Genomic DNA, 16,725 nt, shown 5'->3' with positions numbered 1-16,725 from the left:
CTCCCGCAGCCGGGCGCCCGGCTGCGGGAGATGCGTCCTATTTCCCGGATGTGATCCGGCTCGACAGGGAGGCATCGATCAAGTCGTTGGTGAAATAGCTGGGGGCAGCCTGCCCTGCAGGCACCAGCCCGCCCTCCGCCAGCACTTCCAAAGCCTTCGTCCAGTCGGCCTCGGCCATGATGCCCATGGGCTTGTCCTGGGTGGCCGGGGTGGAGACGAAGCCCTTCAGCACGTCGATCTGCTGCCGCAGGATGGCCGGATTGAGCTTTGCGTTCGGTCGCGCTTCCATGATCGCCGCGACGGCCTCGTCCTCGTGCCCGTTCATGATGTAGGTCCACATGCCGGCAACGATGCTGGAGAAGCGGCGCAGCGCGTCGGCCTTGGCCGCGATGGTCTTCTCCGTTGCGAACAGGCCGAAGCTGGGGAAGGTCAGACCGTAGGTCGTGAAGTTGATGGTGTTGGACGGGCGCTGGGCGTTCACCACCGGCAGGATGAACGGCACGGTGGAGAAGACCCCGTCCGAGCGCCCGGCCATGTAGGTGCCGCCCTTTGCGGATGCGTCCACCGCAATCAGCTCGACGTCCGAGCGCTTCAGGCCGCCCGCCGCCAGGAAGCGATCGATGAAGGGCGCCTCCAGTGAGCCCGCGGTGAAGGCGAGCTTCTTGCCCTTCAGGTCGGCCGGACCGTTGATGCCGCTGTCTTTCGGAACGAGCAGGCCGATGTCGTTCTGGCGCACGAAGCCGGCAATGGCCTTCACCGGCAATCCCTTGGCGCGTGCAATGGCCATGGGCGCGAGCGAGGCATGGCCCACGTCGTACTCGCCATTACCGACGATCTGCACGGTGGACACGGAGCCGTTGCCATCCACCAGCTCCACGTCGAGCCCATTGGCAGCGAACAGGCCCTTCTTCGCAGCAAGGTGGAAGGGGGCATGGTTGCCCCACGGCGTCCAGTCCAGCCGGACACGGATCACATCCGCTGCATGCGCCGGCAATACAGTCAGCATACAGCCTATAATTGATGCAAGGAGGGTCGGGGCAGACAGTCCAAACATTGGGTTGATCCTTTTTTGATGCTGTTTTTCTGTGTTCCTGCCTCACGGGAAAAGCCCGTATCGAGCGTGGTGCAGTGTGGTACACTGCACGAAACGTGCCCTTGGTAGGAAGCCTCTTCCCGAGCGGGAGTCGACAAAAGGTGCTGGCGCTTGCCGGCGCGCCGGTGGTTGTGCTCCCATCTCTTCCGGCCAGGGCGTCATGCAGCGCAATGCAGTCTCGCGCCGCCGATCGAGGAAGATGGAAGGTGAGGCCTTGAAGGGGAAGGACATGACGGCTTCCGGCGCCCTGGACGCAAAGTCCGCCCCCGGTCGAGACGCGGCGCGTCGGCGGAGTTTGGAGCGAAAGATCCAGGAGCCCAAGACGTCCCCGGAACAGCGGCTGGCAGATGCGCCGAAGCAGGCCGTCTCCTCGGTCGGGATGGATGCAAAGGTGCAGGAGATGCCTCCCCTGCGCGATGCTTCCTCCCCAACCATGCCGCTTTGGGAACGTCCGGGCTATCTCGTCCGCCGGCTGCACCAGATCCACTCCGCGATCTTCCTGGAGGAGTGCAAGGCCTTCAACATCACGCCTGTGCAGTACGGTCTGATGACCACGTTGCTTCAGCATTCCGGCAGCGACCAGCGCACCATCGGCGTCGAGGTGGGCATCGACCGCACCAATGTCGCGGATGTGCTGGAGCGGCTTTCCGAGCGCGGCCTCGTGCGTCGTGAGCGCTCGGAGACGGACCGGCGCGCCATGAATGCCTTTCTCACCGAGCAGGGACGGGCGTTGGTGGGCGAGATGTATGGCGCCATGGTTCGCGCTCAGCAGCGCCTGCTGGAGCCGCTTGACCCGGAATATCGCTCCGCCTTCCTCGCCATGCTGACCCAGCTGGTGGAGGGCAACAATCACTACAGCCGCGCCGAGCTGAAGGTCGATTTCAAGGTCCGCCGCCGTCGAGGTCAGGAAGAGGAGTGAGCGAGGGTCGGGCCGCTGGCGGCTACCGCTCGCTCCCGGTTTCGAGCGCCTCCATTTGACACGTCGCGGAGCGGACGTAACTATATGGTTAGATAACTCGCGGCGGGTTGCCCCGCTGATGAGATCTGCCTCGCCCTGATGCGCGCCAACGCGTTGGGGCGGAAGCGAATCGACAAGGCCCGCACATCATACGGGCTGGGTGGAGCGGGAGGATAAGATGGCGCTCAAGGCGAGATTTGGCGCGTGGCTGGGTGGGGCGGCGGTGCTGTTGTGCACCACCCTTTCGGCCGCGGCGGCGGACAAGGTGACGCTGCTGCTGAACTGGTACAATTACGGCGAGCATGCGCCCTTCTACCTCGGCATCGAGAAGGGATACTTCCCCGCCGAGGGAATTGAGCTTTCCGTGGAGGAGGGCCGCGGCTCCGGTGCGACCGTTCAGGCGGTGGCGGCAGGCTCCGCGACGTTCGGCTATGCGGACTTCGGCACCATGGTGAAGGCGGCCGTCAAAGGCGCACCCATCAAGGCTGTCGGCATCATGCTACAGAAAAGCCCCATGGCGGTACAGGGTTTCGCGGACAAGAACATCCGCATCCCCAAGGACATGATCGGAAAGACTGTCGTCTATACACCGGGCGACAGTTTTTCCCAGCTGTGGCCGGCACTTCTGAAGGTCAACGGCATCCAGGACAGCCAGGTGAAGGTCATCACCGGTGATGCCGCCACCAAGCGCAACGCGGTGATTTCCGGCCAGGCGGACTTCCTCCTCGGCAACATCAACGACCAGAAGCCGCTGATCGAGGAAGCCACCGGAAAGCCTGTCTACGCCATGCTTTTCGCCGATTTCGGCGTCAACACGGTGAACGGCTCCGTCATCGTGCGGCCGGATCTTCTGGAGAAGAATCCCGACCTCGCCAAGCGTTTCCTGCGCGCGTTGCAGAAGTCCATCGCCGAGGCCAAGGCGAACCCGCAGGCGGCGGTAGACGCCATGCTGAAGGTGAACCCAAAAGCCGGTAAACGCGAGACCCTTCTTGCGAGCTGGACTGTCACCCTGCCGCTGCTCCACACCGCACTCACCGAGCAGAAGCCGCCGCTGTGGACGGACCCCAAGGATATTTCCGGTACGCTGGAAATACTCACGAAATACTCGGGCGTGGACCTCGACCCTGCCCAGGGCGCAAAGTTCTACACCAACGACTTCCTGCCGAACTGACAGCGATATCGGTGCTGTCAGGCCCCCTTTCACCAGGGGTATCGGTGCCGTTCGGGAGCGAGTCAGTCGAATGATGCCAGGGCCCCCGCCGCGCGCGGGGGCCGAGCCGTCGCCAGTCCGGCCCAACCCGCACGCGCAAAACCACCTAACCAGATAGTTACCACGAGGAGCCCCCATGGTTGCCGGCACCGCCCGCCTTTATGCCATCATCGGCGATCCCGTCGGCCATGTGCGCACGCCGCTCGTGTTCAATGCGTATTTCGCCGAGCACGGCATCGATGCCGTCTGCGTTCCCATCCACATCCGCCCCGACGAACTCGAAACCGCGATGGCGGGTCTCAAGGCCATCGCCAATCTGGATGGCTTCATCGTCACGGCGCCGCACAAGGCGCGGGTGGCGGGCATTGTAGACCGGCTGGTGGGGGACGGGGATAAAGTGGGCGCGGTGAACACGGTGCGGCGGGAGGCGGATGGCAGCTTCACCGGCACCATGCTGGATGGCCACGGCTTCGTTGCCGGCCTCGCCAAGGCGGGCTGGGGGCCGCAGGGAAAATCCGTCTACATCGCCGGCGCCGGCGGGGCGGCGAGCGCCATTGCCTTCGCGCTGGCGGGGGCGGGCATGGCGCGGCTCACGATTTTCGATCGCACGCCGACCATCGGGCAGGCCCTGCTCGCGCGGGTGAAGGCGGCCTACCCGCAGATCGAGACGGCCTTTGGCACGCGCGACCCCGCCGGCCATGATCTGGCGGTGAATGCGACGCCGCTGGGCCTTGAGCCCGACGATCCCTTCTCCTTCGACGTGGAGAAGGCAGACCCTTCCACCCTCGTCGCCGAGGTGCTGATGAAGCCGGAGACGACGGCCCTCCTCCACGCCGCCGCCGCGCGCGGCTGCGCCATCCACCAGGGCAAGCACATGCTGGATGGGCAGCGCGACCTGATGATGGCCTATTTCGGCCTTGCCCCCGAAGGCGCTCCGAAAGAGGCGACACCATGAGCCCGGAAGACGCCGCCCGCCTCGCCGGCCTGCTCCACGCCGCGCGGCAGGTGGGCTGCCTCGTCGATCTGCCTGCCGACGCCCGCCTGCCCGCGACGCCGGAGGAGGCCTATCAGGTGCAGGCCGAGATCGTCCGCCGCTCCGGGGAAGCCATCCTTGGCTGGAAGGTGACGGCGCTGAAGGCGGAGGACCGCGCGGCCTATGGCGGAACGCGGCCCGTCGCCGGCCCGCTGCTCTCCGGCTGGGTGTTTCCCGCCCCCGCTGAGGTGCCGCTCTCCCGCTTCATCGCGCCGCTGCTGGAATGCGAATTCGCCTTTCTGCTGGGGCGAGACCTGCCCCCGCGCGAGACGCCCTACACGCTGGAGGAGATCGCCGACGCGGTGGCCGCGCTCATCCCCGCCTTCGAGATCGCCGATGGCCGGGTACCGCAAGATTTGCCCCCGGATGCGCCCGGCGCCCTGCGCCTTGCCGACAGCATGGGCAACGGCGCCTTCATCCCCGGCACGCCCGTGACCGACTGGCGCGCCCTCGACCGCGCTGGCCCCGTCACACTCACCATCGACGGCATCGAGATCGAGACCGGCAGCGGCGCCCGCATCCTCGGCGACCCCCTCAAGGCCGTCCAGTACCTCGCCAACGCCCAGCCCCTGTGCGCGCCCTTGTGCGCCGGACAGATCGTCACCACCGGCACGGCGACGACGCCGGTGCGGCTGAAACGGGCGGGCCGGGTGGAGGCGGATTTCGGGGCGGTGGGCCGGGTGGGGATGGGGTGAGGCGCCAAGCTATGCCGCCTCCGAAGCTGGCCTTGATCCATCACCATTGCCGGCCTACTCGCTACGGTCGTATATTCCCGCTGTAATGAGCGATGCGGGATGCAATGCATGTCTGGCGATTTCGATGAACGGAAATGGTTTTTCGAACGTCCGACCGACACAACCGTCGTTAGCCGACAGTTAAATGGTGGCTCTGCGGGAGAGAAAGTCCGAATTGCCTCGCGAGTGATTGATGGGCAAGAGGGGCTTCGCTTTGCCAAGCTAAATAAGGAAATTGTCATTCGAGCTACCCCAGCGGGGAGGTATCAAATTAAAGCAAGTTTTTTGGAAGATGATAGGTCTATTATAACGCTGACAATTCAAAAATTTAATAAGGTATCTGGACCGTCTGACAACGCATATTTTTCCCTCGTTGGTGATGAAATCATCGGATTGGTCGATTTTATTAATAGTGTTCGAGATATGAATTTAGAGGGAGATGGAAAGGTACATCTGAGCGACAAAGAATTGCGAGAAATGTCGTTAGATGCCCATCAGGTACGAAAAATATTTGTTGAGAATAAAGAATTATTCCTGTCAATTGCCCAAGAAGAAAATGTAATACGTGATCTGGTGGCGGTCGGTTATCGGCGAAAGCAGTTGGATGTATTTGATAATCTTTTAAATAATAAAGAGTATTTCGAGTCAATTAAGGGGCGGCTCAAGTGTGGGCCTGAAGGGGTGTGGCAAAGATTTTTCGAAAAAAATACATGGATATTTGGATACGGGCTCGCGTATCAGTTTTTATCGAAGCTGGATCATGGAAAGCTTGAGCAAATAGTCCGTGGTCGCGATCTTTCCGGAGCCGGTAAACGCGCCGATGCGGTAATGAAAACGCGTGGAATAATTCAGTCTCTTTGTTTTGTTGAGATTAAGCGCCACGATACTCCTCTGCTGGGCGGCGCGCTCCCCTATCGGCCGGACGTTTGGCCGCCTTCGGCTGATTTGATTGGGGGCGTGTCGCAGGTGCAAGCGACAGTTCAGGCGGCTTTGCATGCGCTTGGGGTCAACTTCGCGCCGCGAGACTCGCTCGGCGATCCAACCGGAGAGGAGCTGTTTAACGTCGAGCCTCGATCTCTCCTTGTCGTGGGGTCACTGAGCCAGCTTGAGGGAAAGCACGGGCCAAACATCCCTAAAGTCCGGTCATTCGAGCTATTTCGAAGAAACATCTGGCGACCAGAGATCGTAACATTTGACGAGCTGCTTGAGAGGGCTCGATTTATTGTTGAGCATCCCCCCGATGCCGACCAGCCAATCCAGCAAGAGGGATAGCCCCCCTCAAAACCGCCCCTCCCGCCCCTCCTGAAACGCCTTGACCCCCTCCTGCCGCCCCCGGTCGCTCATGCAGATGACGTGCAGTTCGTTCTCGTGGCGGATGCCGGCGTCCAGCGGCATGGAGAGGGCGGCGCGGGTGGCGGCTTTGACGGCCTGGGTGGCGAGGGGGCTGAAGGTGGCGATGCGTTGGGCGAGCGCCGTGGCGTGGGCGTCGAGGGCGTCGTCTTCCACCACCTCCTCCACGAGGCCGATGGCGAGGGCGCGCGCCGCATCGATGGTGTCGCCGGAGAGCAGCAGGCGCATGGCCTGCCCGTAGCCCACGAGGCGCGGCAGCATCTGGGAGGCGCCGCCGCCGCCCACCCAGCCGCGCGTCACCTCCGGCGCGCCGAATTTCGCGGACGTGCCGGCGATGCGGATGTCCGCCCCGAGGGCGATCTCCAGCCCCCCGCCCAGCACCCAGCCCCGCAGCAGCGCGATGACGGGCTTCCTCATGTCGCGCACCACGGCGGCATATTCGATGCGGTTGCGGAAGGCCCAGAGGTCGGTGATCTCGCCGAGGGCGTTCATGTCCGAGCCGGCGGAAAACGCCTTCTCCCCGCCGCCCGTCAGCAGCACCACGCGCACGGCATCGTCCGCATCCAGCGCCGCGCAGGCCGCCGCGAGGTCGCGGGCCATGGCGGGGGTGATGGCATTGTGCTTGCGCGGCCGGTCGATGACGAGGCGCGCCACCGCCCCCTCGCGGGTGACGCGGATGGCGCCGTCGGTGTCGCTCATGCTCCCTCTCCCGTGTGCGCGCGGGCGGAGCGGCGCTCCACCTCCTCGAAGATGGCGGAGACATCGCGGTCCGTGCCGCCATGGGCCATCATGTCCGTGAACAGGCCGGCGAGCGTGTCGAGCAAGGTGAGGCTCAGCCCCATCTCCCCCGCCAGCGCCTGCGCCGTCCTCAGGTCCTTCAGCTGATACTGCGCCGGGGAGCCGGGCACGAAATCCCGCGCCACCATGCGCGCGCCGTGGAGGTTCAGCACCTTCGAGTCGCCGAAGCCGCCCATCAGCGCCGTGCGCAGGTTTTTAAGGTCCGCCCCGCCCCTTGCGGCGAAGGCGAACGCCTCCGCGACGCCGGCCATGGCCGCGCCGACGATGATCTGGTTGGCGAGCTTGGCGAGCTGCCCCGTCCCCACCGGCCCGATGCGAGTCGCCCGGCCCATGGGGGCGAAGAGGGGGGAGAGGTCGGCGATGGTGGCCTCGTCCCCGCCCGCGAGGATGGCGAGGGTGCCGTCCCGCGCCCCCACCTCGCCGCCGGAGACGGGCGCGTCCACGTAAGAGATGCCCCGCGCGGCGGCGTCCGCGGCCTGCGCCCGGCAGGTCTCGACGGGAATGGAACTCATCACGACCAGCGCCGCGCCCGGTTTCAGGGCATCGAGCGCCACGCCGGAGAACAGCACCTCGTCGATCACCGCGCCGGTGGAGAGCATCACCACCGCCGCCTCCGCGCCCGCCAGCGCCTCTTCCGGCGTGTCGGCGAGGGTGGCGCCATATGCGAGAAGCGGCTCGGCCTTCGCCCGGCTGCGGTTCCAGGCGGCGACGCGGAAGCCAGCCTCGGCCAGCCGCCGCGCCATGTGGCCGCCCATGATGCCGGTGCCGAGGACCGCGATCCGCGCCCCCGGGGCGATCTCCGCCATGGTGTCCTCCCGAGGGTTTTTAAGCGGTCTTCGCTCAGGCGCCGCGCGGGCTTGAGCGTTTCAAGCGGTCTTCGCCGCCTTCTTCACCGCCACGAGCTGCTTGAATTCTTCGGACTTCTTGTAGAACGCATCCAGCGGATAGCAGCCGGAGACGATGCCGTTGCGCGGCGCGGACGTGCAGTCGGAGAAGGTGCGGCACACCTTCTTCTTCTGGAAGGGGCGCCCGTGCAGCACGTCCAGCGGCAAATCGGGGTAGGAGAGCACCATGCGGCCGAGGCCGACGACATCCGTCCAGCCCTGCCGCACCACCGCCTGCGCCACGTTGGGCAGGAATTCCTGAAGATAGGTATAGCCGGAGCCGATGAGCGTGAAGTCCGGGAAGCGCGCCTTCAGCGCCCGCACCACCTCCAGATGGCGCATCACGCCCAGCAGCGGGTCCTCGGGCGGCTGGTAGCCGTCGGAGGGCGGATAGCTCGCGGGGCGGGTCAGGTGCGGATTGTAATAGGGGCTGCCGAGGGTGACGTTCACGAGGTGGATGTCGAGCGCGCGCAGCACCTCGAACACCTCGAAGGTCTCGTTAAGATCATAAGCCGTAGGGTCGCCCGCGTCGGTGCCGAAGCCGTAGACGTAGGGCAGGGCGCCGGCCGCGCTTTCCGGCACGCCGGGGCCGAGAATGCCGGGCACGCTCGCCGCCGGATCGGGCCGGTAGGCGATGAGATCGACGGCGGAGAGGCGCACGCCGAACTTCAGCCCGGGGCAGGCGGCGCGGATGCCGGCCGCCAGCTCGCGCAGGAAGCGGGTGCGGTTCTCCAGCGATCCGCCGAAGGCGCCGGGGCGGGTGCGGGCGGAGAGGAATTCGTGGCCGAGATAGCCGTGGCAGTGCTTCAAATCCACGAAATCGAAGCCGCAGGCCTGCGCGCGCTTCGCGGCAAGGATGTAATCGTCGATGAGCCGCCAGATGTCGTCGTCCGACAGCACCGGATAGTCCTCCGGGATGCCGAATTTCCGGTCGAGCACCGGGTGGCGATAGAGGATCTTCTGCTCGAACTTGCGATTGTCGTTCGGCTTGCAGAAGCGGCCCGAGTGGGTGAGCTGGAGGCCGATGACGAGGTTGTCGTCGTTGCCGGTGGCCTCCTTGTGGGCGGCGATCACCGTCTCGCGCAGGCCGGCGATGGCCGATTGGGTCGCCTCGCTCATGACAAGCTGGAGCGGGTTGGCGCGGCCGTCATGGCGCACCGCCACCGCCTCCCCGCCATAGATGAGCTTCGCCCCGCTCTCGCCGAACCGCCGCCAGCGGCGGATGGTGTTCTCTGTAGGCGCGCCCTCTCGCGTGCCGTCCCAGCCCTCCATGGGGTGGATGGCGAAGCGGTTGCCGATGGTCATGCCATCTACGGTCAGGGGCGCGGCCAGCGGCTGGTCGGGGCCGTGGGCGACGATGTCGTCGCAGGGCATGTCCGCGCCCAGCTCGGCGAGATGCGCGCGAAAGCCGGCGACGCCGGAGAAGGACGTGATCTTCGGGAAATCCCCATACTTCATGGAGGGCCTCCTTGGGGTGTTTCTCGGGGCGTTTCGGGTGCGGGCGCTTGCGCCGGGCGTTTTTGGTTATGTAACTGGTTAGTTAATATGGGTAAGGCGGGGCTGTCAATGCGGATGGCGGGGGGAGGTGGCAGGTGGGAAGGGGTGGTGCGAGGGGTCGGCCATGCTCCCGATCCCGCGAGGGGAGGGTGCTTGGGCATCGAGGGGCGTCGCCCGCTGAGCCGGTGTCATGCCCGGGCTTGTCCCGGGCATCCACGTCGGGCCGAGGGGACGATGCGTGGAAGGCGTTCCCGGCCGCAGCACGTGGATGGCCGGGACAAGCCCGGCCATGACGGTTGAGGGTGAGCGAAGGACGGGTATTGCGCCGCGGCAGGCGCTTCTATTCAACCGCTCCGGGCCCGCTCGCCGACCCCGCCCTCTCACAGCCTCTCGATATACCGCGTCACCACATCCACCACATGCCGGCGCCGTGTGGCGCGTTCGTCGGCTGTCGCGAGGTCGCGGCCGAAGGCGGTGGAGAGGGTGGGGTTGTTGGAGAAGTAGAAATAGCTGATGGCCGAGATGGTGAGGTAGAGGTGCAGCGGGTCGATGCCGGGCCGCAGCGTGCCGTCGGCCGCGCCGCGCGCCAGGATGGCTTCCAGCCGGGCGATGAGGGAGATCTGCATCTCGCGCAGGCGCAGGGAGCGGCGCAGATATTCGCCCCCCAGCATGTTCTCGCTGTTGAGCAGCGGGATGAGGTGGGGGTGCTGGGCGGGATAGTCGAACTTGAATTCGGTGAGGCAGGTGATGGCCGCGAGCGGGGCCATGGCCTCCAGCGCCAGCTCGGCCTCGGCGACGCGCATGTCGGTGTAGACGCGCTCCAGCACCGCCAGATACAGGTCTTCCTTGCTGCCGAAATAATAATAGATCATGCGCTTGTTGGCGCCGGCCTCCTCGGCCACCACGTCCACGCGCGCCCCGGCGAGGCCCTTGGCAGCGAATTCCGCCTCGGCGGCTTCGAGAATGTTCAGCCGCGTCTTGTCCGCATCCCGCGTCGCCGCCTCGCGCTGCGGGGCGGCGGTGGAAGCGCGGGCCGCCTTGCGGGCGGGAGGGGATGCGGGCATCGCAGGTTCCGGAACAGGCGGCGTGACAGGAACGGGCCCGCTCAAGCGCTGAGTCTTGCGCCGGGCCCGCGCGGCGAACGTTGCGACACGGCGAGCCGCTGTTCAAGTCCGATCGATTGCGGAAGGAACAGCGCGGCATCCATGGGTCGCAAATCCCCGGCGATGTCAGGGCGGAAATCCATGTGCGCGAGCACGTCGCGCTCCATGTCGATGCCGGGGGCGATCTCGATCAGCTCCAGCCGGCCGGAGGCGCCACGCCGGAACACGGCGCGCTCGGTGACATAAAGCGCCTCCTGCCCGATCCCGGCCGCGTAGGCGCCGCTGTAGGTGAGCTGCTGGAGGCGCTCCACGAACTTGCGGTCGCGCCCCTCCTTGCGGATCACGGTGCGGCCCTCCGGCCACGCCATATCGAGCCCGCCGGAGGTGAAGGTGCCGGAGAAGACCACCTTCTTGGCGTTCTGCGAGATGTTGATGAAGCCGCCGGGCCCGATGATGCGGTCGGAGAAGCGCGAGACGTTCACAGAGCCGTGCGCGTCCACCTCGGCGAAGGAGAGGAAGGCAATGTCCAGCCCGCCGCCGTCGTAGAAATCGAACTGGTAGGGCTGGTCGATCATGGCGTGGAAGTTGCGGCTGGCACCCACCTCGTTGCCGCTGGCCGGTGCGCCGCCGATGAGGCCCTGTTCGTTGGTCAGCGTGATGGCATCGAGGCAGCCTTCCTCCGCCGCCACGGTGGCGATGCCGGTGGAGATGCCGGAGCCGAGGTTGCACACCGCCCCCGCATAAAGCTCCAGCGCCGCGCGCCGGGCGATGACCTTGCGCGGATCGAACGGCAAGGGCGCGATGGCGGAGAGGGGGATTTTCAGCTCGCCGGCATAGGCGGGGTTGTAGTCCGAGACATAGGTCTGCATCTGGGCGGGATCGACCACCACCACGTCCACGAGAATGCCAGGGATCTTCACCATCTTCGGGTTCAGCGTGCCGCGCCGGGCGAGGCGCTTCACCTGTACGATCACGGTGCCGCCGGCGCGCTTGGTCGCCTGCGCCATGGAGATCATCTCGCCGAAGATGGCCTCCTGTTCCATGGAGATGTTGCCGTCCTCGTCCGCCGTGGTGCCGCGCAGGAAGGCGATGTTGGGCACGAAGGGCTTGTAGAAGAGCCATTCCCGGCCGGCGAGCTGAACCACCTCCACCAGGTCTTCCGTCGCGGACGGGCTCTGCCGGCCGCCGCCGAGGCGCGGGTCGATGAAGGTGTTGAGGCCCACATGGGTCACGAGGCCCGGGCGGCCGGAGGCCATCTCGCGGGTGAGCTGGGAGAGCGCGCCCTGGGGCAGGGTGTAGGCCTCGACGCGGTCCTCCAGCGCCATCTTCTCCACCGGCGGGGAATCCACCAGCGTGCCGCAGACGACGCGCTTCAAGAGGCCGTCATGGGCGAGGTGGCCGACGCCGCGGGTCTTGCGGTCGCCGAGGCCCACGGGATGCACGGTGGTGAGGCCGCGCGGCGCGCCCTCTTTGAGGAAGCGGTCGGCCACGGCGGCGATGAGGGTGTCCGGCACCGCATGGCCGCCGCCCGAGCCGCCGATGAGGATGGTGTCGCCACTCTCCACCAGCCGCGCGGCTTCCTCCGCGCTCAGAACGCGCATCGCCATGCCGATCCTCCCCTGCCATTCCGCCCATGCCGCGGGGCCGCCGGGCCTTCAGGCGCGGGGCTCCGTCTTGCTTAACTCACTAGTTAGTTATATGTCTCGATCCGTCCATCGTCAATTCGCCCCGTGCCGCGCGGGCGCGCCCTTGTGCGCGCCTCCAGGGCGGACGCGCGGCCCAACGCCACCGGATCGACCATGAGCAATTTCGAGACGCAGGACGTGCTCAGCGTCCATCACTGGACCGACACCCTGTTCAGCTTCCGCACCACCCGCAGCCCGGCGCTGCGCTTCATCAATGGCCAGTTCACCATGATCGGGCTGGAGGTGGATGGCCGGCCGCTGGTGCGCGCCTATTCCATCGTCTCGCCCAACTATGACGAGGAGCTGGAATTCTTCTCCATCAAGGTCCAGAACGGCCCACTCACCTCGCGCCTCCAGCACCTGAAGGTGGGCGACCGCATTCTCGTCGGGAAGAAGCCCACGGGCACCCTCATCCACGACAATCTCCTGCCCGGCCGCACCCTCTACCTGCTCGGCACCGGCACGGGGCTCGCGCCCTTCCTCAGCATCATCCGCGATCCCGACACCTATGCGCGCTTCGACAAGGTGGTGCTGGCCCACGGCTGCCGTACGGTGGCGGAACTGGCCTATTCCGACTACCTGACGAAGGAGCTGCCCAACGATCCCTTCCTCGGCGAGGAGGTGCGGGCGCGGCTCATCTATTATCCCACCGTGACCCGCGAGCCCTTCCGCAACCAGGGCCGGCTCACCGACCTGATGACATCAGGCAAATTCTTCACCGACATCGGCCTGCCGCCCCTCGATAAAGAGCACGACCGGGTGATGCTGTGCGGCAGCCCCGCCATGATCGCCGACATCCGCGGCTTGCTCGATGGGCAGGGCTTCGCCGAGGGCAGCATGTCCGAGCCGGGGCATTATGTGATCGAGAAGGCGTTCGTGGAGAAGTAGGCGGCGCCCCGGGGGGATGGAGCCGAAGCGCGCGCGGGCCTATCGCGGCGTCTGCGGTTCCACGTCCCTGAACAGGCGCTCCACCATGTAATCGATGAAGACGCGCAGGCGCGGCGACACCAGACGGTTGGACGGCCACAGAATGCTGAATTGCCCGGGATCGGCGAGATGCTCGCCGAGAACGGTTCGAAGCAGGCCGTCCGCCACCGCATCCCGCGCCAGAAATTCCGGCATATAGGCGATCCCCAGACCCGCAATTGCCGCCCCGCGCAGGGCCTCCATGTTGTTGCAGGTCAGGGGCGAGGGGCGACGGAAGGGATCGACCCCATCCGCGTCCCTGAGGGGCCATGTCTGCAGCTTGCCCGAGGTCGGGAAGCGGAAGCGAAGGCAATCGTGCCTTTCCAGATCGGGGGGAGCGTGCGGGATGCCGTTGCGCTCGAGATAGCCGGGCGACGCGCACAGCACGAAGCGGAACGGGCCGAGGCGGCGCGACATCAGGCTGGAATCGGTCAGCGGACCGCTGCGGATCACCGCATCCAGTCCCTCTTCCACCACATCGACGAGACGATCATTGAAGTCGATGTCCAGCTCGATGTCGGGATAGCGCCGCCGGAATTCCGGGATGACCGGCAGGAGGAAGCGGTAGCCGATCGTCGGCACGCCCACGCGGAGCCGGCCGCGGGGTGCGCGCGTCGCAGCCGACAGCATCGCCTCGGCGTCGCGCAGGTCATCCAGAATGCGCCGGCAGCGCTCGTGGAAGGCCGCGCCTTCCTCGGTGAGCGAAATGCGCCGTGTGGTGCGATGGAACAGCCGCGCGCCAACGCTGTCTTCCAGCTTGGCGATGCTCTTGCCGACGGCGGAAGGGGATATGCCGAGCGCACGGGCCGCCGCCACGAAGCTCTGATGCTCCGCCGCCTGCACGAACGCCGCGATGCCGCTCAAACTCTCCATGACGGCATATTGGGGAATTTCACTCCGTAATCAACGGACATCTGAGCCATTTATCGCGCTTTCACTCCGCGATAGTTCCGGCCCGGCGGCTTGATGCGTCCGCATCGCCCGCGTCCAAGCAGAGACGGAAAGCCCCGCATGCCCGCCACGTTCGCTGCCCCCGCCACGGGCAAGACATCGATCCTGATGGCGGTCTGCCTTGCTGCCCTCGTTCTCCCCCTCAGCTTTTCCGGCGGGGCGGTGGCCACCCCGGCGATCGGCGGCGATCTCGGCGGGAGCCCCACGGCGCTCAACTGGATCACCAACGCCTTCATGCTGACGTTCGGCAGTTCCCTCATGGCGGCGGGCGCCCTCGCCGACCAGTTCGGCCGGCGGCGCCTGTTCATGATGGGCATCGTCGTCTTCGCGGTGCTCTCCCTCGGCTTGAGCCTGGCGCCGTCCATCCTCATCCTCGACCTGCTTCGCGGCGGACAGGGCTTTGCCGCGGCAGCCGCGCTCGCCGGCGGAACGGCGGCGCTGGCGCAGGAGTTCGAGGGGCACGCGCGGACGCGGGCGTTCAGCTTTCTCGGCACGACATTCGGTGTCGGGCTGGCCTTCGGACCGCTTCTGGCGGGCTTTCTCATCGGGATGTCCGGCTGGCGGGCCATCTTCCTCTCGGGGACGCTGATCGGCGCGCTCTCCGTGCTTCTGACAGCCCGGACGATGCGGGAAAGCCGGGACCCCGACGCCGTTGGCCTCGACTGGCCGGGGGCCGTGACCTTCACGGCAACACTGACGCTGTTCACCTATGGTGTCATCGAAGCGCCGGAGATCGGCTGGGGCCACCCGATCGTCCTGTCCGAGCTGCTCGGGGCGGCCGCGCTGCTCGCGGCGTTCATTCGTGTGGAGACGAGAGCGGCGCGGCCGATGCTGGATCTCTCCCTCTTTCGATATCCCCGCTTTGTCGGCGTGCAGGTTCTGCCCATCGCCACCTGTTATTGCTACGTGGTCCTTCTGGTGCTGCTGCCCCTGCGCTTCATCGGCGTCGGCGGACTTTCCGCGTTCGATGCGGGCCTGCTGCTCATCGCTCTCTCCGCGCCGATGCTGATCGTGCCGCTGGTGGCCTCCCATCTCGTGCGATGGGTGTCGGCGGGTGTCCTGTCCGGTGCGGGTCTGCTTCTGGCCGCGCTCGGACTGTTCTGGCTCGGCCGCATCGATCCCGCCGCCAAGGGCATGGCCGTAATGCTCCCCATGCTGCTCATCGGCATTGGAACCGGCTTCCCCTGGGGGCTTATGGATGGGCTTTCCGTCAGCGTGGTCCCCCGGGAGCGCGCCGGCATGGCGACCGGCATCTTCAGCACCACACGGGTGGCGGGAGAGGGCATCGCATTGGCCATCGTCAACGCCATTCTGGCGGGTCTCGTCAAAGCCCGGCTGGCCGCCTTGGTCTCGGCGGGCGATGGGAGCGCAGGCGCGGCCGCGCAGCGGCTGGCGATGGGCGATGTTCGCGGCGCATCCGAGCTTCTGCCGGGTCTGACGGCGTCGCAGCTCCGCGAGAGCTATGCCGTCGCCTTTCAGCATCTGAGCCTCGTGCTCATCGCTGTCACGGCGGTTTCTGCGCTCGTCATTCTCGCGCTGCTCCGCCAGCCGGCGCCGGAGACGGGCGAAGCGGGCGAGGAGGCTTTCGTGGAGAAGTAGGGGGCGGGATCTGCGCTCCGGCGCGCCCCTCCCACCGCGGGCGATGACGGCCTCGAAAGGGGGCAGCAAAACAAAACGGGCGAAAACGACGCTCCCGCCCTGTCACGCTTCTTGCTTGGCCTCCGCCATGGCCATGAAATTCTACATGACGCCCGGGTCCTGCTCCACGGGCATCCACATCCTGCTCGAGACGCTGGAACTGCCGTTCGAGGCGTGGATCATCAACATCCCCGCCGGCGACCATTTGCGTCCCGACTATCTCAAGATCAACCCGCGCGGCACCATCCCGACCCTGGTGCCGGATGGTGGCGAACCCTTGTGCGACTTCAGGTCCATTGCCCTCTGGCTCGCCCGCACCTATCCGCGCGGCAAGCTGCTGCCGGAGGACCCGGCGCTGGCCGCTCAGGCCGAAGAGCTGATGAATTTCGCCATCGGCCAGCTGCACGGCGAGGGCTTCACCCGCGTGTTCGTGGCCGAGCGCTATGTCGCGCCGGAAGACAGCGGACGTCTGAAAGACGACGTGACATCCCACGGCCGGGAGATCGTGACACAGGGGTTCGATGTGGTGGAGCGGCGCCTGCCGGCCGAGGGCTTCGCCGTGGGGGATCGCTTCTCCATCGCCGATGCGGCGCTGTTCTACAACGAGTTCTGGGCCGACCGCATCGGCATCCCCCTGCCGCCCAAGGTGAAGGCCCACTACCAGCGCCTGCGCGCCCGCCCCGCGGTGCGGCAGGTGCTGGCCGAGGAGGGCTACCGGACCTGAGCCGGGCCATCGTCGTCCCACTGTCAGACAACCGTCGTATCTGACCCCCGCCGAAAGTCCCACACAGCCTTTCGACACCCGGCGCTGGCCCTCGTGGCCGG

15 protein-coding genes are annotated in these 16,725 nt (G+C 66.3%); 8 read left to right on the top strand and 7 right to left on the bottom strand.

The window, feature by feature from the left end:
• Nucleotides 1–37: 37 nt before the first annotated feature.
• Nucleotides 38–973, bottom strand: a complete 936-nt coding sequence (locus tag A37E_RS25190; protein ID WP_197022943.1) for an ABC transporter substrate-binding protein — start codon at nucleotides 971–973, stop codon at nucleotides 38–40.
• A 553-nt stretch (nucleotides 974–1,526) separates the two neighbouring features.
• Here A37E_RS25190 and A37E_RS0107185 point away from each other — a divergent pair.
• The 5 genes from A37E_RS0107185 (at nucleotide 1,527) to A37E_RS26350 (ending at nucleotide 6,300) form a co-directional block, all read left to right on the top strand.
• Entirely contained in the window at nucleotides 1,527–2,012 is a 486-nt protein-coding gene (locus A37E_RS0107185) for a MarR family transcriptional regulator (protein WP_051460739.1), read from the top strand.
• 217 nt (nucleotides 2,013–2,229) lie between these two features.
• Nucleotides 2,230–3,222 carry an ABC transporter substrate-binding protein gene (locus A37E_RS0107180; RefSeq protein WP_029555979.1) on the top strand — a complete coding sequence of 331 codons (993 nt, stop codon included), beginning with the start codon at nucleotides 2,230–2,232 and terminating at the stop codon, nucleotides 3,220–3,222.
• A gap of 175 nt (nucleotides 3,223–3,397) precedes the next feature.
• Nucleotides 3,398–4,216, top strand: coding sequence for a hypothetical protein (locus tag A37E_RS0107175; protein ID WP_029555978.1), 819 nt, complete (start codon nucleotides 3,398–3,400; stop codon nucleotides 4,214–4,216).
• Complete coding sequence (locus tag A37E_RS0107170; protein WP_029555977.1) at nucleotides 4,213–4,989, top strand: fumarylacetoacetate hydrolase family protein; 777 nt, start codon at nucleotides 4,213–4,215, stop codon at nucleotides 4,987–4,989. The genes A37E_RS0107175 and A37E_RS0107170 overlap by 4 nt, the downstream gene beginning before the upstream one ends.
• A 108-nt stretch (nucleotides 4,990–5,097) precedes the next feature.
• Nucleotides 5,098–6,300: a Shedu immune nuclease family protein gene (locus tag A37E_RS26350; RefSeq protein WP_245279283.1), complete on the top strand. Its 1,203-nt coding sequence runs from the start codon at nucleotides 5,098–5,100 to the stop codon at nucleotides 6,298–6,300.
• A gap of 6 nt (nucleotides 6,301–6,306) precedes the next feature.
• Here the strand turns inward: A37E_RS26350 and A37E_RS0107160 are convergent, their stop codons facing one another.
• The 5 genes from A37E_RS0107160 to A37E_RS0107140 all read right to left on the bottom strand — a co-directional run bounded on the left by A37E_RS0107160 (nucleotide 6,307) and on the right by A37E_RS0107140 (nucleotide 12,267).
• The gene (locus A37E_RS0107160) at nucleotides 6,307–7,077 is read right to left on the bottom strand and encodes an enoyl-CoA hydratase/isomerase family protein (protein ID WP_029555976.1); all 771 of its coding nucleotides are present in this window, start codon (nucleotides 7,075–7,077) and stop codon (nucleotides 6,307–6,309) included.
• Entirely contained in the window at nucleotides 7,074–7,982 is a 909-nt protein-coding gene (locus A37E_RS0107155; RefSeq protein ID WP_029555975.1) for an NAD(P)-dependent oxidoreductase, read from the bottom strand. The genes A37E_RS0107160 and A37E_RS0107155 overlap by 4 nt, the downstream gene beginning before the upstream one ends.
• Nucleotides 7,983–8,042: 60 nt before the next feature.
• The gene (locus A37E_RS0107150) at nucleotides 8,043–9,518 is read right to left on the bottom strand and encodes an NADH:flavin oxidoreductase (RefSeq protein ID WP_029555974.1); all 1,476 of its coding nucleotides are present in this window, start codon (nucleotides 9,516–9,518) and stop codon (nucleotides 8,043–8,045) included.
• A 419-nt stretch (nucleotides 9,519–9,937) separates the two neighbouring features.
• Entirely contained in the window at nucleotides 9,938–10,621 is a 684-nt protein-coding gene (locus tag A37E_RS0107145; protein ID WP_029555973.1) for a TetR/AcrR family transcriptional regulator, read from the bottom strand.
• A 41-nt stretch (nucleotides 10,622–10,662) separates the two neighbouring features.
• Complete coding sequence (locus A37E_RS0107140) at nucleotides 10,663–12,267, bottom strand: CoA-transferase (RefSeq protein WP_245279282.1); 1,605 nt, start codon at nucleotides 12,265–12,267, stop codon at nucleotides 10,663–10,665.
• A gap of 192 nt (nucleotides 12,268–12,459) precedes the next feature.
• Here A37E_RS0107140 and A37E_RS0107135 point away from each other — a divergent pair, with 192 nt between their 5' ends.
• Nucleotides 12,460–13,233, top strand: coding sequence for a ferredoxin--NADP reductase (locus A37E_RS0107135; protein ID WP_029555971.1), 774 nt, complete (start codon nucleotides 12,460–12,462; stop codon nucleotides 13,231–13,233).
• A 39-nt stretch (nucleotides 13,234–13,272) separates the two neighbouring features.
• Here A37E_RS0107135 and A37E_RS0107130 read toward each other — a convergent pair whose 3' ends face one another.
• Nucleotides 13,273–14,184, bottom strand: coding sequence for a LysR family transcriptional regulator (locus tag A37E_RS0107130; RefSeq protein ID WP_029555970.1), 912 nt, complete (start codon nucleotides 14,182–14,184; stop codon nucleotides 13,273–13,275).
• Between the two features lie 138 nt (nucleotides 14,185–14,322).
• Between A37E_RS0107130 and A37E_RS0107125 the strand changes: the two genes are divergently transcribed.
• Nucleotides 14,323–15,861, top strand: a complete 1,539-nt coding sequence (locus A37E_RS0107125; protein ID WP_029555969.1) for an MFS transporter — start codon at nucleotides 14,323–14,325, stop codon at nucleotides 15,859–15,861.
• A 133-nt stretch (nucleotides 15,862–15,994) separates the two neighbouring features.
• Nucleotides 15,995–16,624, top strand: a complete 630-nt coding sequence (locus tag A37E_RS0107120; protein ID WP_029555968.1) for a glutathione S-transferase family protein — start codon at nucleotides 15,995–15,997, stop codon at nucleotides 16,622–16,624.
• Nucleotides 16,625–16,725 lie beyond the last annotated feature (101 nt).

The organism is Xanthobacter sp. 91 (assembly GCF_000702385.1).
GTDB lineage: Bacteria > Pseudomonadota > Alphaproteobacteria > Rhizobiales > Xanthobacteraceae > Xanthobacter > Xanthobacter aminoxidans.
The sequence above is the reverse complement of the archived record's forward strand: the minus strand, read 5'-3'. Positions and strand labels throughout refer to the sequence as shown.

Excerpts from the sequence above, each read along its gene's own strand:
- A37E_RS0107120 (WP_029555968.1), top strand. The coding sequence starts at position 15,995 with ATGAAATTCTACATGACGCCCGGGTCCTGCTCCACGGGCATCCACATC.
- A37E_RS0107160 (WP_029555976.1), bottom strand. The coding sequence starts at position 7,077 with ATGAGCGACACCGACGGCGCCATCCGCGTCACCCGCGAGGGGGCGGTG.
- A37E_RS0107125 (WP_029555969.1), top strand. The coding sequence starts at position 14,323 with ATGCCCGCCACGTTCGCTGCCCCCGCCACGGGCAAGACATCGATCCTG.
- A37E_RS0107155 (WP_029555975.1), bottom strand. The coding sequence starts at position 7,982 with ATGGCGGAGATCGCCCCGGGGGCGCGGATCGCGGTCCTCGGCACCGGC.
- A37E_RS0107130 (WP_029555970.1), bottom strand. The coding sequence starts at position 14,184 with ATGGAGAGTTTGAGCGGCATCGCGGCGTTCGTGCAGGCGGCGGAGCAT.
- A37E_RS0107175 (WP_029555978.1), top strand. The coding sequence starts at position 3,398 with ATGGTTGCCGGCACCGCCCGCCTTTATGCCATCATCGGCGATCCCGTC.
- A37E_RS0107150 (WP_029555974.1), bottom strand. The coding sequence starts at position 9,518 with ATGAAGTATGGGGATTTCCCGAAGATCACGTCCTTCTCCGGCGTCGCC.
- A37E_RS0107135 (WP_029555971.1), top strand. The coding sequence starts at position 12,460 with ATGAGCAATTTCGAGACGCAGGACGTGCTCAGCGTCCATCACTGGACC.
- A37E_RS0107170 (WP_029555977.1), top strand. The coding sequence starts at position 4,213 with ATGAGCCCGGAAGACGCCGCCCGCCTCGCCGGCCTGCTCCACGCCGCG.
- A37E_RS0107180 (WP_029555979.1), top strand. The coding sequence starts at position 2,230 with ATGGCGCTCAAGGCGAGATTTGGCGCGTGGCTGGGTGGGGCGGCGGTG.
- A37E_RS0107145 (WP_029555973.1), bottom strand. The coding sequence starts at position 10,621 with ATGCCCGCATCCCCTCCCGCCCGCAAGGCGGCCCGCGCTTCCACCGCC.
- A37E_RS0107185 (WP_051460739.1), top strand. The coding sequence starts at position 1,527 with ATGCCGCTTTGGGAACGTCCGGGCTATCTCGTCCGCCGGCTGCACCAG.
- A37E_RS26350 (WP_245279283.1), top strand. The coding sequence starts at position 5,098 with ATGTCTGGCGATTTCGATGAACGGAAATGGTTTTTCGAACGTCCGACC.
- A37E_RS0107140 (WP_245279282.1), bottom strand. The coding sequence starts at position 12,267 with ATGGCGATGCGCGTTCTGAGCGCGGAGGAAGCCGCGCGGCTGGTGGAG.